The sequence below is a fragment of the Acetobacter oryzoeni genome (genome assembly GCF_004014775.2).
GTDB classification, from domain to species: Bacteria; Pseudomonadota; Alphaproteobacteria; order Acetobacterales; family Acetobacteraceae; genus Acetobacter; species Acetobacter oryzoeni.
Map to the genome: position 1 here is coordinate 2,505,001 of NZ_CP042808.1, position 19,136 is coordinate 2,524,136.

17 protein-coding genes, 1 tRNA gene and 1 riboswitch (1 of these 19 running past the window's edge) are annotated in these 19,136 nt (G+C 52.2%); of the genes, 5 read left to right on the plus strand and 13 right to left on the minus strand.

Annotation, left to right across the window (positions count from 1 at the left end):
- The 3 genes from EOV40_RS11700 to EOV40_RS11710 all read right to left on the minus strand — a co-directional run.
- Nucleotides 1-309, minus strand: partial view of a DUF192 domain-containing protein gene (locus EOV40_RS11700; RefSeq protein WP_050818593.1) — the 5' portion only. 222 nt of this gene lie to the left of the window's left edge; 309 of the gene's 531 nt are visible here — the first part of the coding sequence; it begins with the start codon at nt 307-309; its stop codon lies beyond the left edge, outside the window.
- Entirely contained in the window at nt 306-977 is a 672-nt protein-coding gene (locus tag EOV40_RS11705) for an MBL fold metallo-hydrolase (RefSeq protein ID WP_128106047.1), read from the minus strand. The genes EOV40_RS11700 and EOV40_RS11705 overlap by 4 nt, the downstream gene beginning before the upstream one ends.
- A 113-nt stretch (nt 978-1,090) precedes the next feature.
- Complete coding sequence (locus EOV40_RS11710; protein WP_003631043.1) at nt 1,091-1,513, minus strand: host attachment protein; 423 nt, start codon at nt 1,511-1,513, stop codon at nt 1,091-1,093.
- Between the two features lie 115 nt (nt 1,514-1,628).
- On the opposite strand from EOV40_RS11710, the gene EOV40_RS11715 reads away from it, so the two are divergent.
- The 4 genes from EOV40_RS11715 to EOV40_RS11730 all read left to right on the plus strand — a co-directional run bounded on the left by EOV40_RS11715 (nt 1,629) and on the right by EOV40_RS11730 (nt 4,869).
- Entirely contained in the window at nt 1,629-2,720 is a 1,092-nt protein-coding gene (locus EOV40_RS11715; protein ID WP_128106048.1) for an XdhC family protein, read from the plus strand.
- Entirely contained in the window at nt 2,714-3,364 is a 651-nt protein-coding gene (locus EOV40_RS11720; RefSeq protein WP_128106049.1) for a nucleotidyltransferase family protein, read from the plus strand. Before EOV40_RS11715 ends, EOV40_RS11720 begins: the two co-directional genes overlap by 7 nt.
- An 87-nt stretch (nt 3,365-3,451) precedes the next feature.
- Nucleotides 3,452-3,802: a RidA family protein gene (locus EOV40_RS11725; RefSeq protein ID WP_003624223.1), complete on the plus strand. Its 351-nt coding sequence runs from the start codon at nt 3,452-3,454 to the stop codon at nt 3,800-3,802.
- A gap of 293 nt (nt 3,803-4,095) precedes the next feature.
- Nucleotides 4,096-4,869 carry a CHAP domain-containing protein gene (locus EOV40_RS11730; protein WP_050818598.1) on the plus strand — a complete coding sequence of 258 codons (774 nt, stop codon included), beginning with the start codon at nt 4,096-4,098 and terminating at the stop codon, nt 4,867-4,869.
- A 164-nt stretch (nt 4,870-5,033) separates the two neighbouring features.
- Here the strand turns inward: EOV40_RS11730 and gcvP are convergent, their stop codons facing one another.
- The 6 genes from gcvP to EOV40_RS11760 form a co-directional block, all read right to left on the minus strand.
- On the minus strand, nt 5,034-7,994 hold the full coding sequence (gene gcvP, locus EOV40_RS11735) for an aminomethyl-transferring glycine dehydrogenase (RefSeq protein ID WP_208729188.1): 2,961 nt from the start codon (nt 7,992-7,994) through the stop codon (nt 5,034-5,036).
- A 20-nt stretch (nt 7,995-8,014) separates the two neighbouring features.
- The gene (gcvH, locus tag EOV40_RS11740) at nt 8,015-8,380 is read right to left on the minus strand and encodes a glycine cleavage system protein GcvH (protein ID WP_128106050.1); all 366 of its coding nucleotides are present in this window, start codon (nt 8,378-8,380) and stop codon (nt 8,015-8,017) included.
- A gap of 45 nt (nt 8,381-8,425) precedes the next feature.
- Nucleotides 8,426-9,562 (minus strand): glycine cleavage system aminomethyltransferase GcvT, encoded by a 1,137-nt coding sequence (gene gcvT / locus EOV40_RS11745; protein ID WP_050818600.1) that lies wholly within the window; start codon nt 9,560-9,562, stop codon nt 8,426-8,428.
- Between the two features lie 159 nt (nt 9,563-9,721).
- Nucleotides 9,722-9,807: riboswitch (glycine riboswitch) on the minus strand.
- A gap of 52 nt (nt 9,808-9,859) precedes the next feature.
- The gene (speE, locus tag EOV40_RS11750; RefSeq protein WP_128106260.1) at nt 9,860-10,732 is read right to left on the minus strand and encodes a polyamine aminopropyltransferase; all 873 of its coding nucleotides are present in this window, start codon (nt 10,730-10,732) and stop codon (nt 9,860-9,862) included.
- Between the two features lie 110 nt (nt 10,733-10,842).
- Nucleotides 10,843-11,310 (minus strand): adenosylmethionine decarboxylase, encoded by a 468-nt coding sequence (speD, locus tag EOV40_RS11755; RefSeq protein WP_014457515.1) that lies wholly within the window; start codon nt 11,308-11,310, stop codon nt 10,843-10,845.
- 154 nt (nt 11,311-11,464) lie between these two features.
- Nucleotides 11,465-13,891 (minus strand): tetratricopeptide repeat protein, encoded by a 2,427-nt coding sequence (locus EOV40_RS11760; protein WP_208729343.1) that lies wholly within the window; start codon nt 13,889-13,891, stop codon nt 11,465-11,467.
- A gap of 64 nt (nt 13,892-13,955) precedes the next feature.
- Here EOV40_RS11760 and EOV40_RS11765 point away from each other — a divergent pair, with 64 nt between their 5' ends.
- Nucleotides 13,956-14,873, plus strand: coding sequence for a LysR family transcriptional regulator (locus EOV40_RS11765; RefSeq protein WP_050818602.1), 918 nt, complete (start codon nt 13,956-13,958; stop codon nt 14,871-14,873).
- A gap of 52 nt (nt 14,874-14,925) precedes the next feature.
- On the opposite strand, the gene EOV40_RS11770 is transcribed toward EOV40_RS11765, so the two are convergent.
- The 4 genes from EOV40_RS11770 to gyrA form a co-directional block, all read right to left on the minus strand.
- Nucleotides 14,926-15,001 (minus strand) — tRNA-Lys (locus tag EOV40_RS11770).
- Nucleotides 15,002-15,189: 188 nt separating this feature from the next.
- Nucleotides 15,190-15,681, minus strand: a complete 492-nt coding sequence (locus tag EOV40_RS11775; protein WP_050818603.1) for a peptidylprolyl isomerase — start codon at nt 15,679-15,681, stop codon at nt 15,190-15,192.
- A 41-nt stretch (nt 15,682-15,722) separates the two neighbouring features.
- Nucleotides 15,723-16,262, minus strand: coding sequence for a pantetheine-phosphate adenylyltransferase (gene coaD, locus EOV40_RS11780; protein ID WP_128106052.1), 540 nt, complete (start codon nt 16,260-16,262; stop codon nt 15,723-15,725).
- Complete coding sequence (gene gyrA, locus EOV40_RS11785) at nt 16,259-19,024, minus strand: DNA gyrase subunit A (protein ID WP_128106053.1); 2,766 nt, start codon at nt 19,022-19,024, stop codon at nt 16,259-16,261. Before gyrA ends, coaD begins: the two co-directional genes overlap by 4 nt.
- Nucleotides 19,025-19,136: the final 112 nt, after the last annotated feature.

Consider the following 19,136-nt stretch of genomic DNA (forward strand, 5'->3'; position numbering starts at 1 on the left):
GTCACTTTGCTGTGGTGTTTTCCACACAAAAAGCATGCCTGAGTTTTCTGGAAGATGCTGGCGAAACATTTCCCCCACCTGCTGTTCACGCGGGGTTTTTGCCAACTCAACTGAAAAAACATGCCGCCCACTTGGGGAAACTATAGCCAATTCTTCCCGCGGCAATTCAGACTGAGCTTGTGTTGGCTCTCCGGTTTCTTCTGCATAAGCAGGTAAGAGAGAACCCGCGGCACCGCCGATCATGCAGGCTGCCATCAGCCCCAACAGTTTTTTTGTCAGCACCTTATCTGTTCTCCTTGGTCCCATCATCTTTGCAGAAATGGATTACTGGCACGTTCTGCCCCTAGTGTCGTCAGCCCGCCATGCCCTGGCACGATAACAATGTCATCCCCTAAAGGAAGTAGTTTTTCCTTTATGCCTTGAATAAGCTGTTGGCTATTACCGTATGCAAAATCTGTTCTACCTATTGTTCCTCTAAAAAGAACATCTCCCACAAAAGCAAAGCGCGCCTTTTCATCCACAAATACAACATGCCCGGGCGTATGCCCCGGAACATGCACAACACGAAATGTACATCCGAGATAGTTCAGACTTTCACCGTCTTCGGTAAAACGGTCAACATCTGCATTTTCTAAATCCGAAAGCCCAAAATGACGGGCTTGCTCTACAATAGATTGGAGCAAAAACTGATCATGAATATTCGGCCCAATAACATCTGGCCGGGTTTTCTGCGTATTTTCTAGCCCTCGGCACAAAGCCGCCACCCCTCCGGCATGATCCAGATGACCGTGCGTGAGCAGAATGGCTTCTACTTCCAGTATATTTTTTTTTAAGAAATCAAGCAGGACATCCGCATCCCCACCAGCATCCACAACAACGGCTTTACGTGTTTTTTCATGCCACAGAACAGAGCAATTCTGCCGAAATGGCGTAACCGGCACGATACGCAACTGCATATCCGGGTAATTGACCTGCATGCCTTAATTCCTCTGTTCTCTATATTGCCTGAGCAATGCTTTGATGGGTTTTACACAAAAAAAAACTGCCAGAACCAGTGTCTGGCAGTTTTTTATACAACAAAGTGTTCTGCTTATTGAGGCAGCACCCAGCCTGTTTCTGGAATATCAAAGTGCTTACGCAGTTCATGCGCCGGCACGTTGGTCAGATCCTTGGTGAATGTTTTGATAATTTTTGCCGTTGCGGGCTTGCTCAGATGTGTTTTGATTTCATGAATAATGGGTGCCGGAGCAGCCACCACAAAACCATCAACCTTACCGCCATGAGCAATCATGCTGTTCATGCGGTCTGCCACAACGCGGGCAAAAGCATCTTTTGCATCATCTGCCGGGGTCGAGCCGGAAGGCATTTTACCCGGTGTACCTTCATGGCCACGCGTATCAAAATCCTGCACATCGCGCATTTCGCCTTCCGCATCATGCAGAAAACGTACCTTGCCACCATCTGCAACAACGTAAACTACCAGGCCATCTCTTGCTTCCGTCATGGAATACATCCTTTTCAAATCACTCTATCAGCCTGCCAGCATGCCGTATTATGCGACATTTAACCACCAGCGCTGCTGCGCTGCTGATGTGCAGTCTGCGTGCTGAGTGATATAGGATTGAGGCATGACAGTTCCAGCCCCCTTTTCCCAACTTGTTACGCCTCTTGATCACGCTCTCCTCTGGGCACGCCAGGGGCAGGCCGTTGCCATCGCAACTGTAACAGGCACGTGGGGCAGTTCCCCCCGTCCTGCAGGCAGCAATATGGTCATGAGCAAAAATGGCCTTATGGAAGGTTCTGTAAGCGGCGGCTGTGTGGAAACAGATGTTATGCTGCACGCCCAAGAAATTATGGATGGGCAAGCACCAACTGTCATTTCCTATGGCGTGAGCAGTGCCAAAGCATGGGAAGTTGGGTTGGCCTGCGGTGGCAAGCTGGATGTTATGGTGGAGGCCATTCAAAGCCCTGCCTGCCCAACAGGCACATGGCCGCTACATTTGCTGGAACAGATATGTGACCTTCAAGCTTCCCGCAAAGCGGCAGTACTCGTGCGCAGCTTGGATGGTAAACAGCATGTGCTTGTACAAGCTCCCCAACAAAATACCCACGAAGGGCTTCCTCCATCCGTGCAGGAAGCGGCCTTTCATCAGCTACAAGATGGGCGCTGCACAACTGTAGAAGAAGCAGATGGCCAAAAATGGTTTGTGCAACCCATTATTCCACCTCCGCGCCTGCTTATTGTAGGGGCGGTACATATTGCGCAGTATCTCGCGCGCATGGCGCAGATAACCGGCTTTTCTCCCATCGTTATAGACCCGCGGGAAGCATTGGCGACACCAGACCGTTTCCCGGGCCTGGAAAGTGGCACCACACTTATTACAGAATGGCCGGACGAAGCCCTGGAAGCCTTGGGGGTTGATACCATGACCGCCATTGTAACCCTGACACATGATGCCAAGCTGGATGACCCAACCCTAGAAGCGGCCTTGAAAAGCCCTGCTTTTTATATTGGCGCTTTAGGATCACGCAAAACACAGGCAAGCCGGTTACAACGCTTGCAAACTCTAGGCTTTACCGAACAAGACCTTAAACGCATACGCGGCCCGGTTGGCTTAGCTATTGGCGCAGTAGGGGCCGAAGAAATTGCCCTTTCCATTATGGCAGAAATTGTTGCCACCCGCCGTCATGCTCCCCTGGCAGATATACGCGGGTGGTAACACCTCCATTCCTGCCGGGAACATGGGCCTGCGTGCTATGCGCGGGCCGTTCTTCTCGTACTGCTCCCACCAACAAACTGTTAGCTCCAGACGCGGCGGGGCAACCTATGTTGGTTCAGACACTCAAAAATATTCTCAACAGCAAAGCTGAAACTGTTCTGGCACTTTTACCGCCAGAGCAGCCGGAACTGGAAGCAGTTATCCGCTCATATTTCCACCATGCCCTCAAAGCAGGAAGGCTACAGTCACAAACTGTTTTGAATGCACATTCTGGCCTTTCTGCTTCTTTGCACGCAGGTGTTCAGGCTGCTCAAGCAGGAAATGCACAAAGCCTGCTTATGTGTCTGGGTGATATGCCGCTGGTTTCTACAACATTGCTGAACACCCTGATGGAAACCCAGCACCACTATGCTCCTGCCGCCACTGCGCCTTTACGGAACGGCAAGGTTGGCAACCCTGTTGTCTGGAATCCATCACAATTCAGCAAGTTGCTTCAGATCACGGGAGATCAGGGAGGGAGGGCGGTTTTGCGCAATCTGGGCGCTGATATACGCCTTATTCCAGCCAATTCTGCCGAACTGGTTGACTTTGATACGCCAGAACGACTGGCAATATATCGTCAGATGTCTTTTCCAGACAGTTGACCAGAGGGGCACACCCTCCGACAATTCAAAACAGGCCGCAAGTTTTCACTGAACGGTCGTTTTGTCTGTTTTCAACAAGGGATCATCATGAGCAAAATCCTACGCACCAACCCCAACCCCATTCTTTCTGCGGCGGTTGAATACCACGGTTTTATTTTTACGCAGGGTGTTGTCGCCCGCAATCTGGATCAGGATGTTGAAGGCCAGACACGTGATGTGCTGGAACAGATTGACACACTGCTGGAACAGCACGGCACAGACAACACCCGCATTTTGCAGGCACAAATCTGGGTAAAAGACATTAATGATCGCGATAAGCTGAACAAAATCTGGAGCGCGTGGCTGCCAGAAAATATGGCCCCTGCCCGTGCTTGCGTTCAGGCTGTGATGGCCGACCCACGTATCCTTGTGGAAATCATGGTCACCACCACAAAATAAGACCTGATCTCTGCCAGTTGGTGATGAGAAAGAACGTGGCATTCATGCAACATTCCCCCGAATCATCACCAACTGGCGCGCATTCCCTGTTCTCCTAAACAAAACCCTAAATGAAACGGAATCAGGCGAATTCGTGACACCCGTTAGGATTAAAATCCTAATTTTTCTTTTTGATACTCATTAATACAGCAAAGAGTAACTTTAACGATTTTGGTGCGCAATGAACGCTTGCCTGATCTGCATGGATGTTTAATACCTGAACCCGAACATTGCAGTACCCCAACTCACGGCAAATGCGATCAGGAAAGGTAAGCACAATGCGGCACGGACGGTCCGGAATTCTCAAACTGAAGCTGGCCGTTTTATCTTTTCTGTCCGTTTCTGCTTTTACTGCATCTGCATCTGCCCGCACCTATCATGCGGCTTCTCATCATACCGGTGTGCATAAAATCGTATTCTCTGCATCCGGTCATGCTGCTGGCCGATATGCAGGTGGCCGTTGGCACCCTGCTGCAGGGCGTTATCGGTCCGGGTATCATGGTGGGCACGTTATCCAGTGCGTTGCTTACGCCAAATCTGCATCTGAAGTAATGCTACATGGCAATGCGCGTGACTGGTGGCATAATGCAAGCGGCGTTTATGACCGCGGCCATGCCCCAGAAGCAGGCAGTGTGCTGAACTTCCGCGCAACACGCCGCATGCCCTTGGGGCACGTTGCTGTGGTGCGCAATGTTGTAGATAACCGTACGATTATGATTGATCAGTCACACTGGGCACAGGCAGGCATCAGCCGCAACGTGGCCGTGATTGATGTTTCCCCCAACAATGATTGGTCTGCTGTGCGTGTTGCACTGAACAATCATTCTGGTGGCTTCGGGTCTATCTATCCAACCTATGGCTTTATTTATGCCCGCCACCCTGGTGCAGAACGGAACATGCAGCAGGAAGTTATGACGGCATGGGCCAAGAAAGGCACGACAACACAGTTGGCTCAGGCCCCGGCAACACCTCGCCAGATATCCGCTGGTCAGGAAGACCCCAATATTGCCTTTGATGATAATAACTAAAATCTACGTTTAGTTTCTGCACGAAACAGTTTTTTCAACGCCCGGCTTTGTCGGGCGTTTTTTATTGCCTTTTCCATGCTCCAAAATCGCCGGGGCAGAATATAAAAAGGGGAGCAACCTGATTGGCTGCTCCCCTTTTTTAATAGCAAGAAGAAACGTCTAGTTTATTCCATCCATTCCGCAATATCCGGGCAAGAACAAACCAAGTTTCTGTCACCATATACGTTATCAATTCGGCCTACCGGTGGCCAATATTTGGTTGCTGGCTGCACATTACCGGGGAAACATGCCTCCTGCCGTGTATAAGGATGCATCCATTCCGTTGTTGTCAGCGCAAGGCCTGTATGGGGCGCATGACGTAACACTGCATCTTCAGCTGTCACCTCGCCATTTTCAATGGCACGCACTTCCTCACGCATAGCCAACATGGCATCGCAAAAACGATCCAGCTCTGCTTTTCCTTCAGATTCAGTTGGCTCGATCATGAAAGTACCTGCCACCGGAAAGCTCACCGTTGGTGCATGAAAACCGTAGTCAACCAAACGCTTGGACATATCATCTACGGTCACGCCCGTTGTATTCTTGATCGGACGCAAATCCAGAATACATTCATGCGCAACACGCCCATGTGCGCCCTGATAAAGCACAGGGTAAGCATCTTTCAGGCGGCTCACAATATAATTGGCGTTGAGAATAGCCACCTGCGTAGCCCGCTTAAGCCCTTCATCCCCCATCAGGCGAATATAGGCCCATGAGATCGGCAGGATAGAGGCTGACCCAAAAGGAGCCGCACTTACAGCCATGGGAACCTCTGCGTCTGCCGGGTTTCCGGGCAGATAAGGTGCCAGATGCGCCCGCACACCAATTGGCCCCATACCGGGCCCACCGCCACCATGCGGGATGCAGAAAGTTTTATGCAGGTTAAAGTGGCTCACATCCCCACCATAATCTGCCGGACGGGCCAGCCCCACCTGAGCATTCATATTGGCGCCGTCCACATATACCTGCCCACCGGTTGCATGCACCAGATCACAGATTTCACGCATGTTTTCTTCAAACACACCGTGAGTGGAAGGATAGGTAATCATGACAGCAGCCAGATCATTCGCATGCGCTTTTATTTTCTCACGCATGTCTTCCAGATCGATGTTGCCGCCTGCATCACACTTTACGACCACAACTTTCATGCCCGCCATTTGAGCAGAAGCCGGGTTGGTGCCATGCGCAGAAGCAGGAATCAGGCAAACTGTCCGGTGCCCTTCCCCTCGGGCGTGATGATACGCACGAATAACAAGCAAGCCTGCATATTCACCCTGCGCACCAGAATTGGGCTGGAAAGAAACCGCATCATAACCGCTGATAGCACACAACCACTTTTCCAGATCCTGCAAAAGAACCTGATAGCCTTTTGCCTGATCTGCTGGTGCAAACGGATGGATGTCACAAAAGCCAGACCACGTAATCGGCAACATTTCCACCGTAGCATTCAGCTTCATGGTGCAAGACCCCAACGGGATCATCGTCCGGTCCAGCGCCAGATCCTTGTCTGACAAGCGCCGCAGATAACGCAGCATATCTGTTTCTGAACTACAGGAACGGAACACAGGCTGCGCCATAAAGCCAGACTGGCGGCGCACATTTTCGGTCAATGCTATGGAAGCTGCCGGAAGGGCCTGCGCCATTTTTTCTACACGTCCGTGCTCGGCACAAAAAACAGACCACACAGCGTAAACGGTTTCTGGCGTGCTGGTTTCATCCAGACTGATGCCAATGCGTCCGTTCCCTGCATCCCGCAGGTTCATGCCTGCAGAACGTGCACGTTCCAGTAAATCAGCAGCGCCTTCGCCTACATTTACCGTCAGCGTGTCAAAAAATGCAGTTGTTTCAACGGTTACACCCAGCGCCCGCAAGCCAGCGGCCAATGTAGCAGCAAGACCGTGAATGCGCTGCGCAATCGCCTTTAAACCTTCTGGCCCATGATAAACAGCATACATGCCAGCAATAACAGCCAGCAACACCTGCGCGGTGCAGATGTTGGACGTGGCCTTTTCGCGCCGAATATGCTGTTCACGGGTTTGCTGGGCAAGACGATATGCCGGACGCCCAGCGCTATCGACCGAAACACCAACCAAGCGCCCCGGCATGCTGCGTTTATAGGCATCTCGCACAGCCATATACGCTGCATGCGGCCCACCATACCCCATGGGAATACCAAAGCGCTGGGTAGAACCAATGGCAATATCTGCCCCCAGTTCACCCGGGGCTGCAAGCAATGTTAAAGCCAGCGGATCTGCCGCCATAACAGCAATAGCGCCTGCAGCATGCAGGCTTTCAATCTGTTTTTGCGGGTTTGTAATCTGGCCAGATGTGCCGGGATACTGGAAAATGGCCCCAAATACGTTTTGGGCATCCAGATCCGTTTCGGGCCGACCTATCTGGAGCGTAATGCCCATAGGCTCTGCACGGGTTTTTAATACAGCAATGGTCTGCGGCAGACATTCCGCATCCACAAAAAACACGGTGGATTTGGAGGTAGCTACCCGGCGGGCCAATGCCATGGCTTCTGCCGCTGCCGTGGCTTCATCCAACAGAGAAGAATTGGCGATATCCAGCCCTGTTAGCTCTGTAATCATGGTCTGGAAATTCAGCAGAGCTTCCAGACGGCCCTGACTGATTTCTGGCTGATACGGTGTGTAAGCTGTATACCAAGCCGGATTTTCCAGAATATTCCGCTGGATAACAGCTGGCAGCACCGTACCGTAATACCCTTGCCCGATCAGGGATGTCATAACCTGATTTTGTCCGGCCAGTTCACGCAAGCGCGCAAGCACCTGCGTTTCCGTCCACCCAGCGCCAAGCCCCAAGGGTTTCTGGGCGCGAATGGAAGCAGGAAGTGTCTGATCTATCAGATCATCCAAAGAGGCAGCACCAACAACACGCAGCATTTCGGCCTGATCTGCTGCAGTTGGGCCAATGTGACGTGTGGCAAACGCTGCACCTTCGGCTTTTAAAGCAGCAAAAGCGGGCAGAGCTTCAATACTCTGTTGAGCACGTGCATCCGAACCGGGAGCAAGGGAGAACATGTAGAAAATTTTCCTGAACAAGGCCCGTCTGGAACGGGCCATTTTTTCCAATCAGGCAGAAATCAGCCTACAAAAGCTGCATATGCTGCGGCATCCATCAGCCCGGAAAGCTGATCCGGATTGGTAATGCGGAATTTAACAATCCAGCCTTTCCCTTCTGGGTCAGAACTTACCCGTGCCGGATCATCAGCCAACGCAGCATTGTTTTCCAGAACTTCACCATCAACTGGGGCATAAATATCAGAAGCAGCCTTAACGGATTCCACAACTGCAATGGATTCCCCTGCTTTTACTTCCGTGCCGGATGGGCGTGCTTCAATAAACACCAGTTCACCCAGTTCATCGGCTGCATGGCGCGTAATGCCTACGGTTGCTGTTTCACCATCCACGCGCAACCATTCATGTTCTTTTGTGAAATACAGGGTCATTTTCTCAATTTCTCCAAGGGTAAAGTCAATCTGTGTCTCAACGGCCTAGCGTTTGAAATGCGCTGGCACAAAAGGCAGTGCACTTATTACGGAAGGCACGGAACGCCCACGCAATTCTGCAAAAACGGTATGCCCTATCTGGCTGTCATTAGTAGCCACGTAGCCCATCGCTACCGGCCCACCCACTGTGGGGCCAAATGCACCAGACGTAACTTTGCCGATATGCGTGGCAAATTCTGCATCTGCATATAAAGGCGCATCATGCCGCACAGGCGCACGCCCCTCCGGCCGCAACCCAACGCGGCGACGGCTTACGCCATTTTCAAGCTGGCCAAGAATGATATCCGCACCGGGGAACCCGCCAGCACGTGCGCCACCGTTACGGCGAGACTTCTGGATAGACCATTCAAGTGCGGCTTCAACCGGCGTGGTAGTGGTATCAATATCGGAACCATACAGGCACATACCTGCTTCAAGCCGCAGGCTGTCTCGCGCACCTAAGCCGATCAGTTTTACGTTCGGCTGTTCCAGCAGTTTACGGGCAACCCGATCTGCATCCTTGGCGGAAACAGAAATTTCAAACCCATCTTCGCCCGTATAGCCGGAACGGGAAATCACACAGCGAGCACCATCCACATCCAGAGTGCGCACATCCATGAACACCATCTTGCGCACATCATCGGCAAACACAGCCAAAGTCTGTTCGGCTTCTGGCCCCTGCAAGGCAAGCAGCGCCCGATCTTCCTGCAACTCCACAACACATTCTGCCACCAGTTCAGATTGCAGGAGTTCCAGATCAGCTTCCTTACATGCGGCATTCACCACCAGCAGAAGGCCATCTTCCAGACGCGCCACCATCAGATCATCCAGAATGCCACCTTCAGCATTGGTGAACTGGGTATAACGCTGGCGACCATGCTTAAGGGCAGCAATATCTGCAGGCACCAGTTTTTCCAGCGCCAAAGCTGCATCATCTACATCGCCCGAACGGGGGCGCAGCAGCACCTGCCCCATGTGGGAAACATCAAACAGCCCAACATGCTCACGCACATGCCGGTGCTCGGCCATAATGCCATCTGCATACTGCAAAGGCATGGCATAACCCGCAAACGGCACCATCTTGCCGCCGGATTCTTCATGCAATGAATAGAGGGGAGTATGAAGGAGAGTATCGGTGCCCATGCACGCCGCCTTGCCAAAAAGGCCGGAACCCACTGCAATCTGACAGACACATCAGCACAACACGAGGCTCCGGATTACACAATCCGCTGCCCCTTCTGTGCTTTTGCCTGAGATCGCTATCCCGTCGGCGGGTGCGATTGCACCTCTCTCCAGAAGTTTTAAAACGCAGGGTCCTTCTGCCTGAGAGTTTCCGGGGCGGTTGCTCCTTCGGCGCTGGCCAAGCCAGTCTCTCCCTCTGCGTTCAGGAACCGTGACATCATTTCGCTTTCAAGTCAATCACGGCCCCTGTTACACGTATTAGCCAGCAGCTTTGGGCAAATGCTTGGCAATATAAGGCGGCAGATTAAACGAACCTACATGGATTTCAGGTGTCCAGTATTGGGTCTTTTCCAAAATACCGGCTGCCTGTGCACGGGCACGCACCTGTTCCACGTCCTGCGCTTGCAGATTGCTCCCCTTGCTGGCAATCCCCAGTGTCATGAACCCACCCACATAGGTTGGCACAGCGGCCACATAGGCAGACACATGCGGAAAGAACTTTGCACGGCGTTCGCTGGTTTCATGCAGTTCATCCGCCTGCATAAAGGGCACACCGCACTGGTTCACAATCAACCCTTCAGAGGTCAGAATGCGTGCGCAGTGTTCGTAAAAGGAATCTGTAAACAGCACTTCGCCCACCCCTATCGGATCTGTGCTATCAACAATAATCACGTCAAACGAGGCATCCGCCGCGCGGGCAACGTAATCTATGCCGTCTCCCACAATCACTTCTGCGCGTGGGTTGTTCCATGCATCCCCAGCGATAGACGGAAGGTGCTGTTTTGAAAGCTCTATAACAGCACCGTCAATTTCCACCATCACGGCTTTTTCAATACCAGGATGTTCCAGAACACGGCGCAGAACACCGCCATCCCCTGCGCCAATAATCAGCACATTTTTTGGGTTGGCATGTGTAAACAGCGGAACATGCGTGAGCATTTCCTGATAAACAAATTCATCCTTCTCGGTAATCTGCACCACGCCATCCAGCATGAGCACACGACCGTGGGAGTCACTTTCAAAAACAACAATATCCTGAAACGGGCTACGCGTGCGTGCCAGTTCCTTTACCACACGGAAACGCTGCCCCCAGTTATCGTACAGGGTTTCTTCAATCCATGTTTCTGCCATACCAGCTTTATCTTCCACATACGCAGATGGGCCGTGCTGACACCGCCCTTTTTCAGAACTGTATCAGCACGACCGTCAAACAGAGTTTACAACTTTAAGAAAAACAGCCTTTAGGCAACTACGCGGCCGCGGCGTTCTTCATCCACTTCAAGCCGTTTGGCCTGAAAAAGACGCTGCATAACAGGGATGGACAGGTGCGGATCACACGCGCCACACATAAAGATGTCCACCGCAGCAAAGTCGCGTTCTGGCCATGTGTGAATGGAAATATGGCTTTCAGCCAGCACCACCACGCCAGAAACACCCCCGTTGGGTGAAAAATGATGGAAATGACTGTGCAGGATTGTGGCCCCGGCAGCACGCGCTGCTTCGCACAGTGTTGCGTCGATTTTTTCTGGATCATCCAGATTTGTGGCGCCCCACATATCGACAAGCAGGTGAGTACCTGCAAACTTCTCGCCATTCTTTTCGACGAAGTAATCTTTACGCTCTTCGTCAGCAGACGAGACCGGAACAGAAAATGCCTGGTTATTGCTCGGGTGTTCCGAGACCATCCCCAGTTGAGCAAGTGCGTTCATTGACGTACCCCCAAACCAGTAGACAGCCTGTTGGGCAAAAATTGCCCCCTTGGGCCAAGAGCGCGCTTGGTAGGACCCCTGCGCCTACGTTGCAAGCATTATTTACGTGTTTCATCAATTTTTCAGAAACCCGCCACCCTAAAATACAGAATAATCAACGCTCTGTAGAAGAATGCACAGTTTGTTTCACAAGAATGTCAAACTGGCGATCCTGCCCTTTTCCCAGCGTTCGCCCTCCCAGCCAAGCCTTAAGGCGCTGCAAGGTATCTGCATCATGTGCTGCGGCAGAATCGGCCGCAAGCTGCATGACAAGGTCTTGCTGACGCTGTGTTAAAGCCCCTGTTTCTGGCAGGGCATGACTAGCCAAACGCCCAACCACCTGCACAGCATCTGCCCATTGCTTGCCTTGCTCATACAATTGCCCGCGCAGTTCCAAACCCGTATCGGATTCATCATCAGCCAGTAGGGCCAATGCGCCTGCTCTATCCCCTTTGGCCAGCGCAAGATGCGCTTCATCATAATGGCGGCGTGCAGCCATATCCTCCGGCAAGCCGGGCACAGTGCTTTGTTCCAATGCCACCATAGCGGCATTTACATTACCTGCCTTGAAAGCGGCCTGAACAATTTGCTCCTGTATTTCTGCTCGTGCTACCGGATCAGCTGTCAGCACAACAGCTTGTTTGAACGCCATAACCGCAGCATCGGCCTGCCCTATCTGCAACAGAAGCGCTCCGTAGCCTCTCAACAGTTTTGCCTTGTATGCATTATCTTCCAGTAAAGGCAGTTGGGTTTGCAAAATATGCACCCGTTGCTCTGCAGATAATGCCCCGTCCTCTCCGCCCACTGCCTTGCCTGATGGCAGAGTATTAAACGCAAGCACGTACAAGGCCTGCCGCCGCAAAACCTCCAACCTATCCTGTGGCATTTGTGCCGAGGCAGAAAGCCCATCCAGCACTGTTAAAGCCTGTTTTGCCCGGCCGCATTGCACCAGTGCTGAAGACAATAAGAAATTGGTATATGCGCGCGCAGAAGGCACAGCCTTTCCAACGCCTTCTTTCCCATCAAGAAGGTTTTGAAAGCTCTCTGCGGCCATGCCGGCATCAATCTGATCATGTTGCAACAGAAAGTTCACCAGATCTGCACGCGCATAAGCGGCTTTTTCCGAGTCTGCTGCAGCTGTCAGATTTTCCAGCGTAATCCGTGCTGATTCTGCATTTCCTTCACGGTTTTGCATAAGCGCACGCGCGAGATCATAAACGCCATCAGTGGGCAGAGGTTCCAGAATGGATGCTGCTTCATCCGTGCCATAACGTGCAATATAATTTATAACCTGAGGAAGAAGCAGATCACGCAACGGTTGTGGATAGCGCAGGATCTGTTCGTAATGGCGTGCAAGCAGAACAGATGCATCTTTGCTGCTTGCACCACTCAACATCAGATACAGCGCATGCCATATCTCCAGTTCTAGAACTGCCCCTTCCATTTGCGCCAGAACGGGCGCTGCAGCATTTACATCGTGGCTTAGCAACGCTGCGCATACCCGCAGAAAGAGTACTCCCACCGGTGGGCCGCCTGGTGCAGAACGCTGGGGCATATTCTTAACAAGATGCCACGCATCTTCCGGATGTCCGGCCGCAAAAGCAGCGCGTGCAGCAGCAACCTGCGCTGGCCACCGCAAAGAAGGTGGAGCCTTTTCAGCATCAGTTTTTGCTGTGAGCCAGTCCTTTTGTAAAACAGCAGCTGGCGCCGAACGTAACCCCAACCAGAACCAATCCTGCCCACCTTCCAGCGGTGCTGTTTCTGGTGTTCCCAGCCCTACTGGCAAAGCATCCAGCCCCAATGCTGAAAGAAAGACGCCTTTATCTGTGACAACGTCCAATCTGATCTGCGATGAATCTGCTGCCACCACAACACCTTGGGCAGACCCACGCACGCCATACCCTATGGCCCTATAGGCAGAACGATTTCCGGTTTCCGTAACAGCTGGCACAATCAGCAACCGTGTGCCGGTAGCTGGATCTGGAAACGAGATAACGTGACCAGACTGTTTTTGTGGAAAGAGAACGGCCTCTGGCATCATAACCGCAGGCGGTGCAGACCTTGTGCGATCTGAATCGTCTTTTTGAAGCTGCACCACCAGCCAGCCATCTAGCTTTTTGCGCAACACAATATGCGGATGAGATGGCATATGAACACGCAAAACGGTGGCACTTTCCAGAACCGTAACATCCGTATCTGCAAAAATGCCTTGGCCTGCAAAATTGTGCGCCAAAGATGCTACAGGACGATCCGCCACTATCAGTAGATCAGGCCCAGACCAAAAAGCGGCAAGCGCAACCTCTGCCCCTATAGGCAGAAAAAGAGATGCTCCTTGCTGACCATCCAGAGATTCTTCCTGCACAGCAGGAACGGGAAGAGCGTGCAGGCCATCTTCACCGGCTACAGCTGGCAACATGGGCAGCAATAAACACGCAGAAAGCATTCCGCACATATATTTGCCCATTACAGATTTACCTGTTGCCACATCTCCTCCAACCTCAAACATGCTGCAATGCTGCTTTTGGCAGCATACGGCCTGCATGACAAAGGAGCCACAGCCTATGCTAGAAAAAACCAACCGTTTCCATCATGCTGGGGCGCTATAAATGCTGGATCGCATCACCAGTATGCAGATTTTTGTCAAAGTTGTAGCAGCAGGTAGCTTTACGGGTGCCGCGCGCCTTATGGCGCTTTCTCCAACCATGGTAACCAAACATGTCACGGCATTGGAAACACGGTTAGGCGTTTCCCTGTTTCAACGCAGCACGCGGCATCTCTCCTTAACTGAAGCGGGACGCCTGTTTTTGGAAAGCTGCCAGCGCATTCTGGCCGATGTAGAAAACATGGAACAAACCGTAAGCGAACAGTACCGTGAACCGCGTGGGCAATTGCGCCTGAATGCCCCTGTTTCCTTCGCCATACGGTATGTTGCACCTTATCTGCCTGAATTCAGCCGAAGATATCCGCAGGTTCAGATAGAACTTGGGTTGAATGACAGACCTGTTGATCTGGTTGAGGAAGGCTGGGATCTCACTTTGCGTATCCGTAATCTAACAGTCAGCACGCTGCGTGCACGTAAATTGGCTGCTGTGCGTATGGTTATCTGTGCCTCACCTGCTTATTTGGCAAAAGCTGGCACACCCACGCATGTCGATGCATTGCAGCATCATAATTGCCTTGGATATACCCTGAGCGGGAACAACAGCGCATCCCGCTGGCATTTTGGAGAAAACGGAGAAAAAACCGTTTCTGTTTCCGGCCTGCTCTCCGCCAATAATGGAGATGCCTTGCGGGAGGCCACAGTAGCTGGCGCTGGCATTGCTTATTTGCCGCTTTTTGTTGTGAGCCAAGAACTGCAACGCGGCCAACTTATTGCTTTATCGCTAGATTACCCCACCACACCGGGACCAGACTTACACGCCGTTTATGCACCCGGCACAAGTATTCCCTTAAAAGTCCGTGCCATGATTGATTATCTTGCTCAGTGTTATGGCCCGATTCCGCCATGGGAAAACGCGGCATAGCCCAAGAGATATATGGGAAAAATTGTCTTTTATATTTTGAAAGATTCTAAAATGGTGAGCCGGGAGGGACTCGAACCCTCGACCATTCGATTAAAAGTCGAATGCTCTACCAACTGAGCTACCGGCTCACACCTTTAACCGTGCAAAACTTGATGTCTGCGCGATGGAGGTGTTCCTAAACGGATTACCTTACCTCTGTCAAGCAGTAGAAAGAATTTTGTGCCATTCCTGTAAAATCAGATGGTTTGATTGCTTTCAGACATAAAAAAAGCGCCACCCCAACGGGAGTGACGCTTTTTTGCAGATATTCGAAAAATCAGGATTTTTCGCCAACTGCCGGACGCATGCGAGAAATCCGATCCGGATCCTTCACCATGCCGGACATGCCAGAACCATGTTTAATTTTATCTACGTTTTCCATGCCTTCAATCACTTCACCCACAATGGTGTACTGACCATCAAGGTGCGGAGAAGGTTCAAACATGATGAAGAACTGGCTGTTGGCACTGTTCGGATCAGACGTCCGAGCCATGCCGATGGTGCCACGTTCAAACTTGGCTTTGTTGGTGAACTCTGCAGGCAGATCCGGCAGTTTGCTGCCATGCATACCCGTGCCCGTTGGGTCACCACCCTGCGCCATAAAGCCAGGAATAACACGGTGGAAAGGTACGTTATCGTAAAAACCTTCTGCCGCCAGCGTGCGAATACGTTCCGCAGCCTTGGGGGCCAGATCCGGGCGCAGTCTAATAATGACGCGACCGTGCGGGATATCCATATGAATGATATCGTTTTTATCTTCTGAAGACATCAGAAACTCTCCTTGTGTTTGCAACACCTATGCTTGCCACTTCAGACAGAAACGTTTTTCCTGTCAGCTAGACGTGCCAACAAACGCGCCTGCGTGCCTGGTGTTACAAATTCCGAAATATCTCCGCCGTAACTGGCAATTTCTTTCACCAGACGCGAAGAAATAAATTGGGTGTGTTCCGAAGCCATAAGGAACACGCTTTCAATTCCGGCATCCAGTTTGCGGTTTACGCCGCTCATCTGAATTTCGTAATCAAAATCTGAAAGCACCCGAAGACCGCGGAAAATCAGCGTTGCACCGTGTTCTCGCACAGCCTTCACCAACAGGGAATTAAATGGCACCACCACAATATCCCCACCCGTGTTGTGGCGAATGGCGGGTAAGGCTTCTTCCACACAGGCAATCCGCTCATCCAATGGCATAAGCGGATTTTTGCCGGGGTTGTGGGCCACACCTATCACCAGCCGGTCCACCAAACGGGATGCGCGTTCAATCACATCCAGATGGCCAACCGTTACCGGATCAAACGTGCCAGCGTAAAAGCCTACCCGCTTGGGCACGGAGCCTACGGGGGTGTTCATTCCCCCTCAGCCTCTCCTGCCTCATCTTCACCATCATCCATAACGGGGAAGACGCTGGTGACGCGTTCATCATCATTCAGGCGGAACAGCGTTACACCGCTAGCCTGACGCGCCATGACACGGACCTGATCAACTGGCACACGGATAAGGCGACCAGCATCCGTTACCAGCATCACATCCGTGCCTTCCAGAACAGGCAAGGTGGCAGCCACTTCTTTCCCGCGCTTGTTGGCGGAGAACGTCATGTTGGTAATGCCTTGCCCGCCACGCCCGCTTACACGGTAATCATACGCGGAAGAGCGGCGCCCGAAGCCACCATCACTGACAATCAGCAGAATTTCTTCAGCTTCTTCGAGCTGCGCAAAACGTTCCGGAGAAAGCAGTGCATCGGTGTTGCTGCCTTCTTCTTCATCCGAATCGGCCTGCACGGTATCTGCATCTTCCTCAGCAGCTTCTGCTGCGTTTTCCGCCCGACGCTTGGCATTTGCCATCCGCAGGTAAGCTGAGCGTTCTTCTACCGTTGCTTCAACATGATTCAGCACAGCAAGGCTGATCACGCGGTCACCTTCTGCAAGGCGGATACCCCGCACACCAGAAGACCCACGACCAGCAAACACACGCAATGTGTCATCAGTAATCTGGAAGCGGATACACCGTGCCCCACGTGTCGCAAGGAACACATCCTGCCCTTCCCGGCAGGTGGCAACACCTATCAGGCTATCCCCTTCATCCAGCTTCATGGCGATCATGCCGGACGAGCGGATATTGCGGAAATCACTCAAACGGTTACGGCGCACATTGCCGCTGGCTGTTGCAAAGACCAGATGCAGGGCCTCCCACAGTTCCTCATCCTGCGGCAGTGGCAGCACAGCCGTAATGCTATCGGAACCCAAATCTGGCAACAGGTTCACCAAGGCGCGGCCTTTGGCGGCTGGCCCGGCTTCTGGCAGACGCCAGACCTTTTGACGATACACTTTACCGCCAGAAGAGAAGAACATGACCCACTGATGGGTGTGGGCATTAAAGGACCGTACAACAATATCATCGCCACGGGTGCTGGCACCTGTGCGGCCGCGGCCACCACGGTTTTGCGCACGGAACACATCCAGCGGCGTGCGTTTAATAAACCCTTCCCGCGTAATGGTTACAACCATCTGGCCGGGTTCGATCAGGCTTTCATCATCCTGATCCCCCGCATAATCCGCAATTTCGGTCATGCGTGGGGTGGCAATTTCTGCGCGGGCTACGGAAAGTTCATCACGCAGCACTTCCATGCGGCGGATATGGCTGCCGATAATTTCCAGCAGCTCGTTAATGCGCTGAGCAACTTCCGAGAGTTCCTGCTGGATCTTATCGCGTTCCAGCCCTGTCAGGCGTTGCAGACGCAGTTCCAGAATACCGCGTGCCTGTGCTTCTGTCAGACGCACCTTGCCGTCTACAACCACGTTGCCGTCATCATGAATCAGGGCCAGCAAGGGTTCTACATCTGCGGCATTCCATTGCGCAGCCATAAGCGCTTCACGCGCTGCAGCGGCATCTGGTGCCCCACGAATCAGAGCAATAACGGCATCAATATTGGCAACGGCAATAACCAGCCCCACCAGAATGTGCCCGCGATCACGCGCCTTGTTCAACTCAAACCGCGAACGGCGGAGAATCACTTCCTCACGGAACGCAATAAAGGCTTCCAGCACATCCTTCAGCCCCATCAGGCGGGGCTTGCCACCATCCAGCGCCAGCATGTTCACGCCAAAGGATGTCTGAAGCTGGGTGAAACGATAAAGCTGGTTCAGCACCACTTCTGGTGTGGCATCACGCTTGATTTCGATAACCACCCGCATACCGGAGCGATCAGATTCATCACGGATATCGGCAATGCCTTCGATCTGCTTGTTGCGTACCAGATCGGCAATACGTTCCTGCAAAGTGGCCTTGTTAACCTGATACGGAATTTCCGTAACGATAATGGCCTTACGGTCTTTGCGAATTTCTTCAATATCTGCCTTGGCACGAATAATAACGGCCCCGCGCCCTGTGGCAAACGCACTGCGGATACCAGACCGCCCAAGAATAATACCACCTGTGGGGAAATCCGGCCCCGGCACATATTCCATCAGATCATCAAGCGAGAGATCTGGATTGGCAATCAGTGCCAACGTGGCATCAATAACTTCTGATGGATTATGCGTAGGGATATTGGTGGCCATACCCACCGCAATACCCGTGGCACCATTGATCAGCAGATTTGGGAAAGTGGCAGGAAGAACGGTTGGTTCTTCTTCACTTTCATCATAGTTCGGCTGAAAATCGACCGTATCGCGGTCAATATCATTCAACAGAAATGTGGAAGCTTTGGCCAGCCGAGCTTCGGTATAACGCATGGCGGCGGGGCTATCACCATCCACCGAGCCAAAATTACCCTGCCCGTCAATCAGCTTGACCCGCATGGACCAAGACTGAGCCATACGCACCATGGCATCATAAATAGAGGAGTCACCATGCGGATGGTATTTACCCATCACCTCACCAACTGCGCGGGCAGATTTGCGGTAAGGTTTATCGTAGGTAAAACCGCTCTCATGCATGGCATACAGGATGCGACGATGAACAGGCTTAAGACCATCTCGCACATCCGGCAGCGCACGGCTGACAATAACCGACATCGCATACGCGAGGTAGGAGGAGCGCATCTCCTCCTCAATGGTTACGGGCAGAAGGTCTGAGGGTTCCGGTACACCCGGCTGGTCAGAAATCTCGGTCAAGGTTTATCCGCTCTGTCATGCTGCACGCTCCAGATTATGGAGCATGTGCCAAATCCACTTCTGCACCGGTTACCCGGCACTTGCAGAATATTTTCTAGCACACAAAACTCGC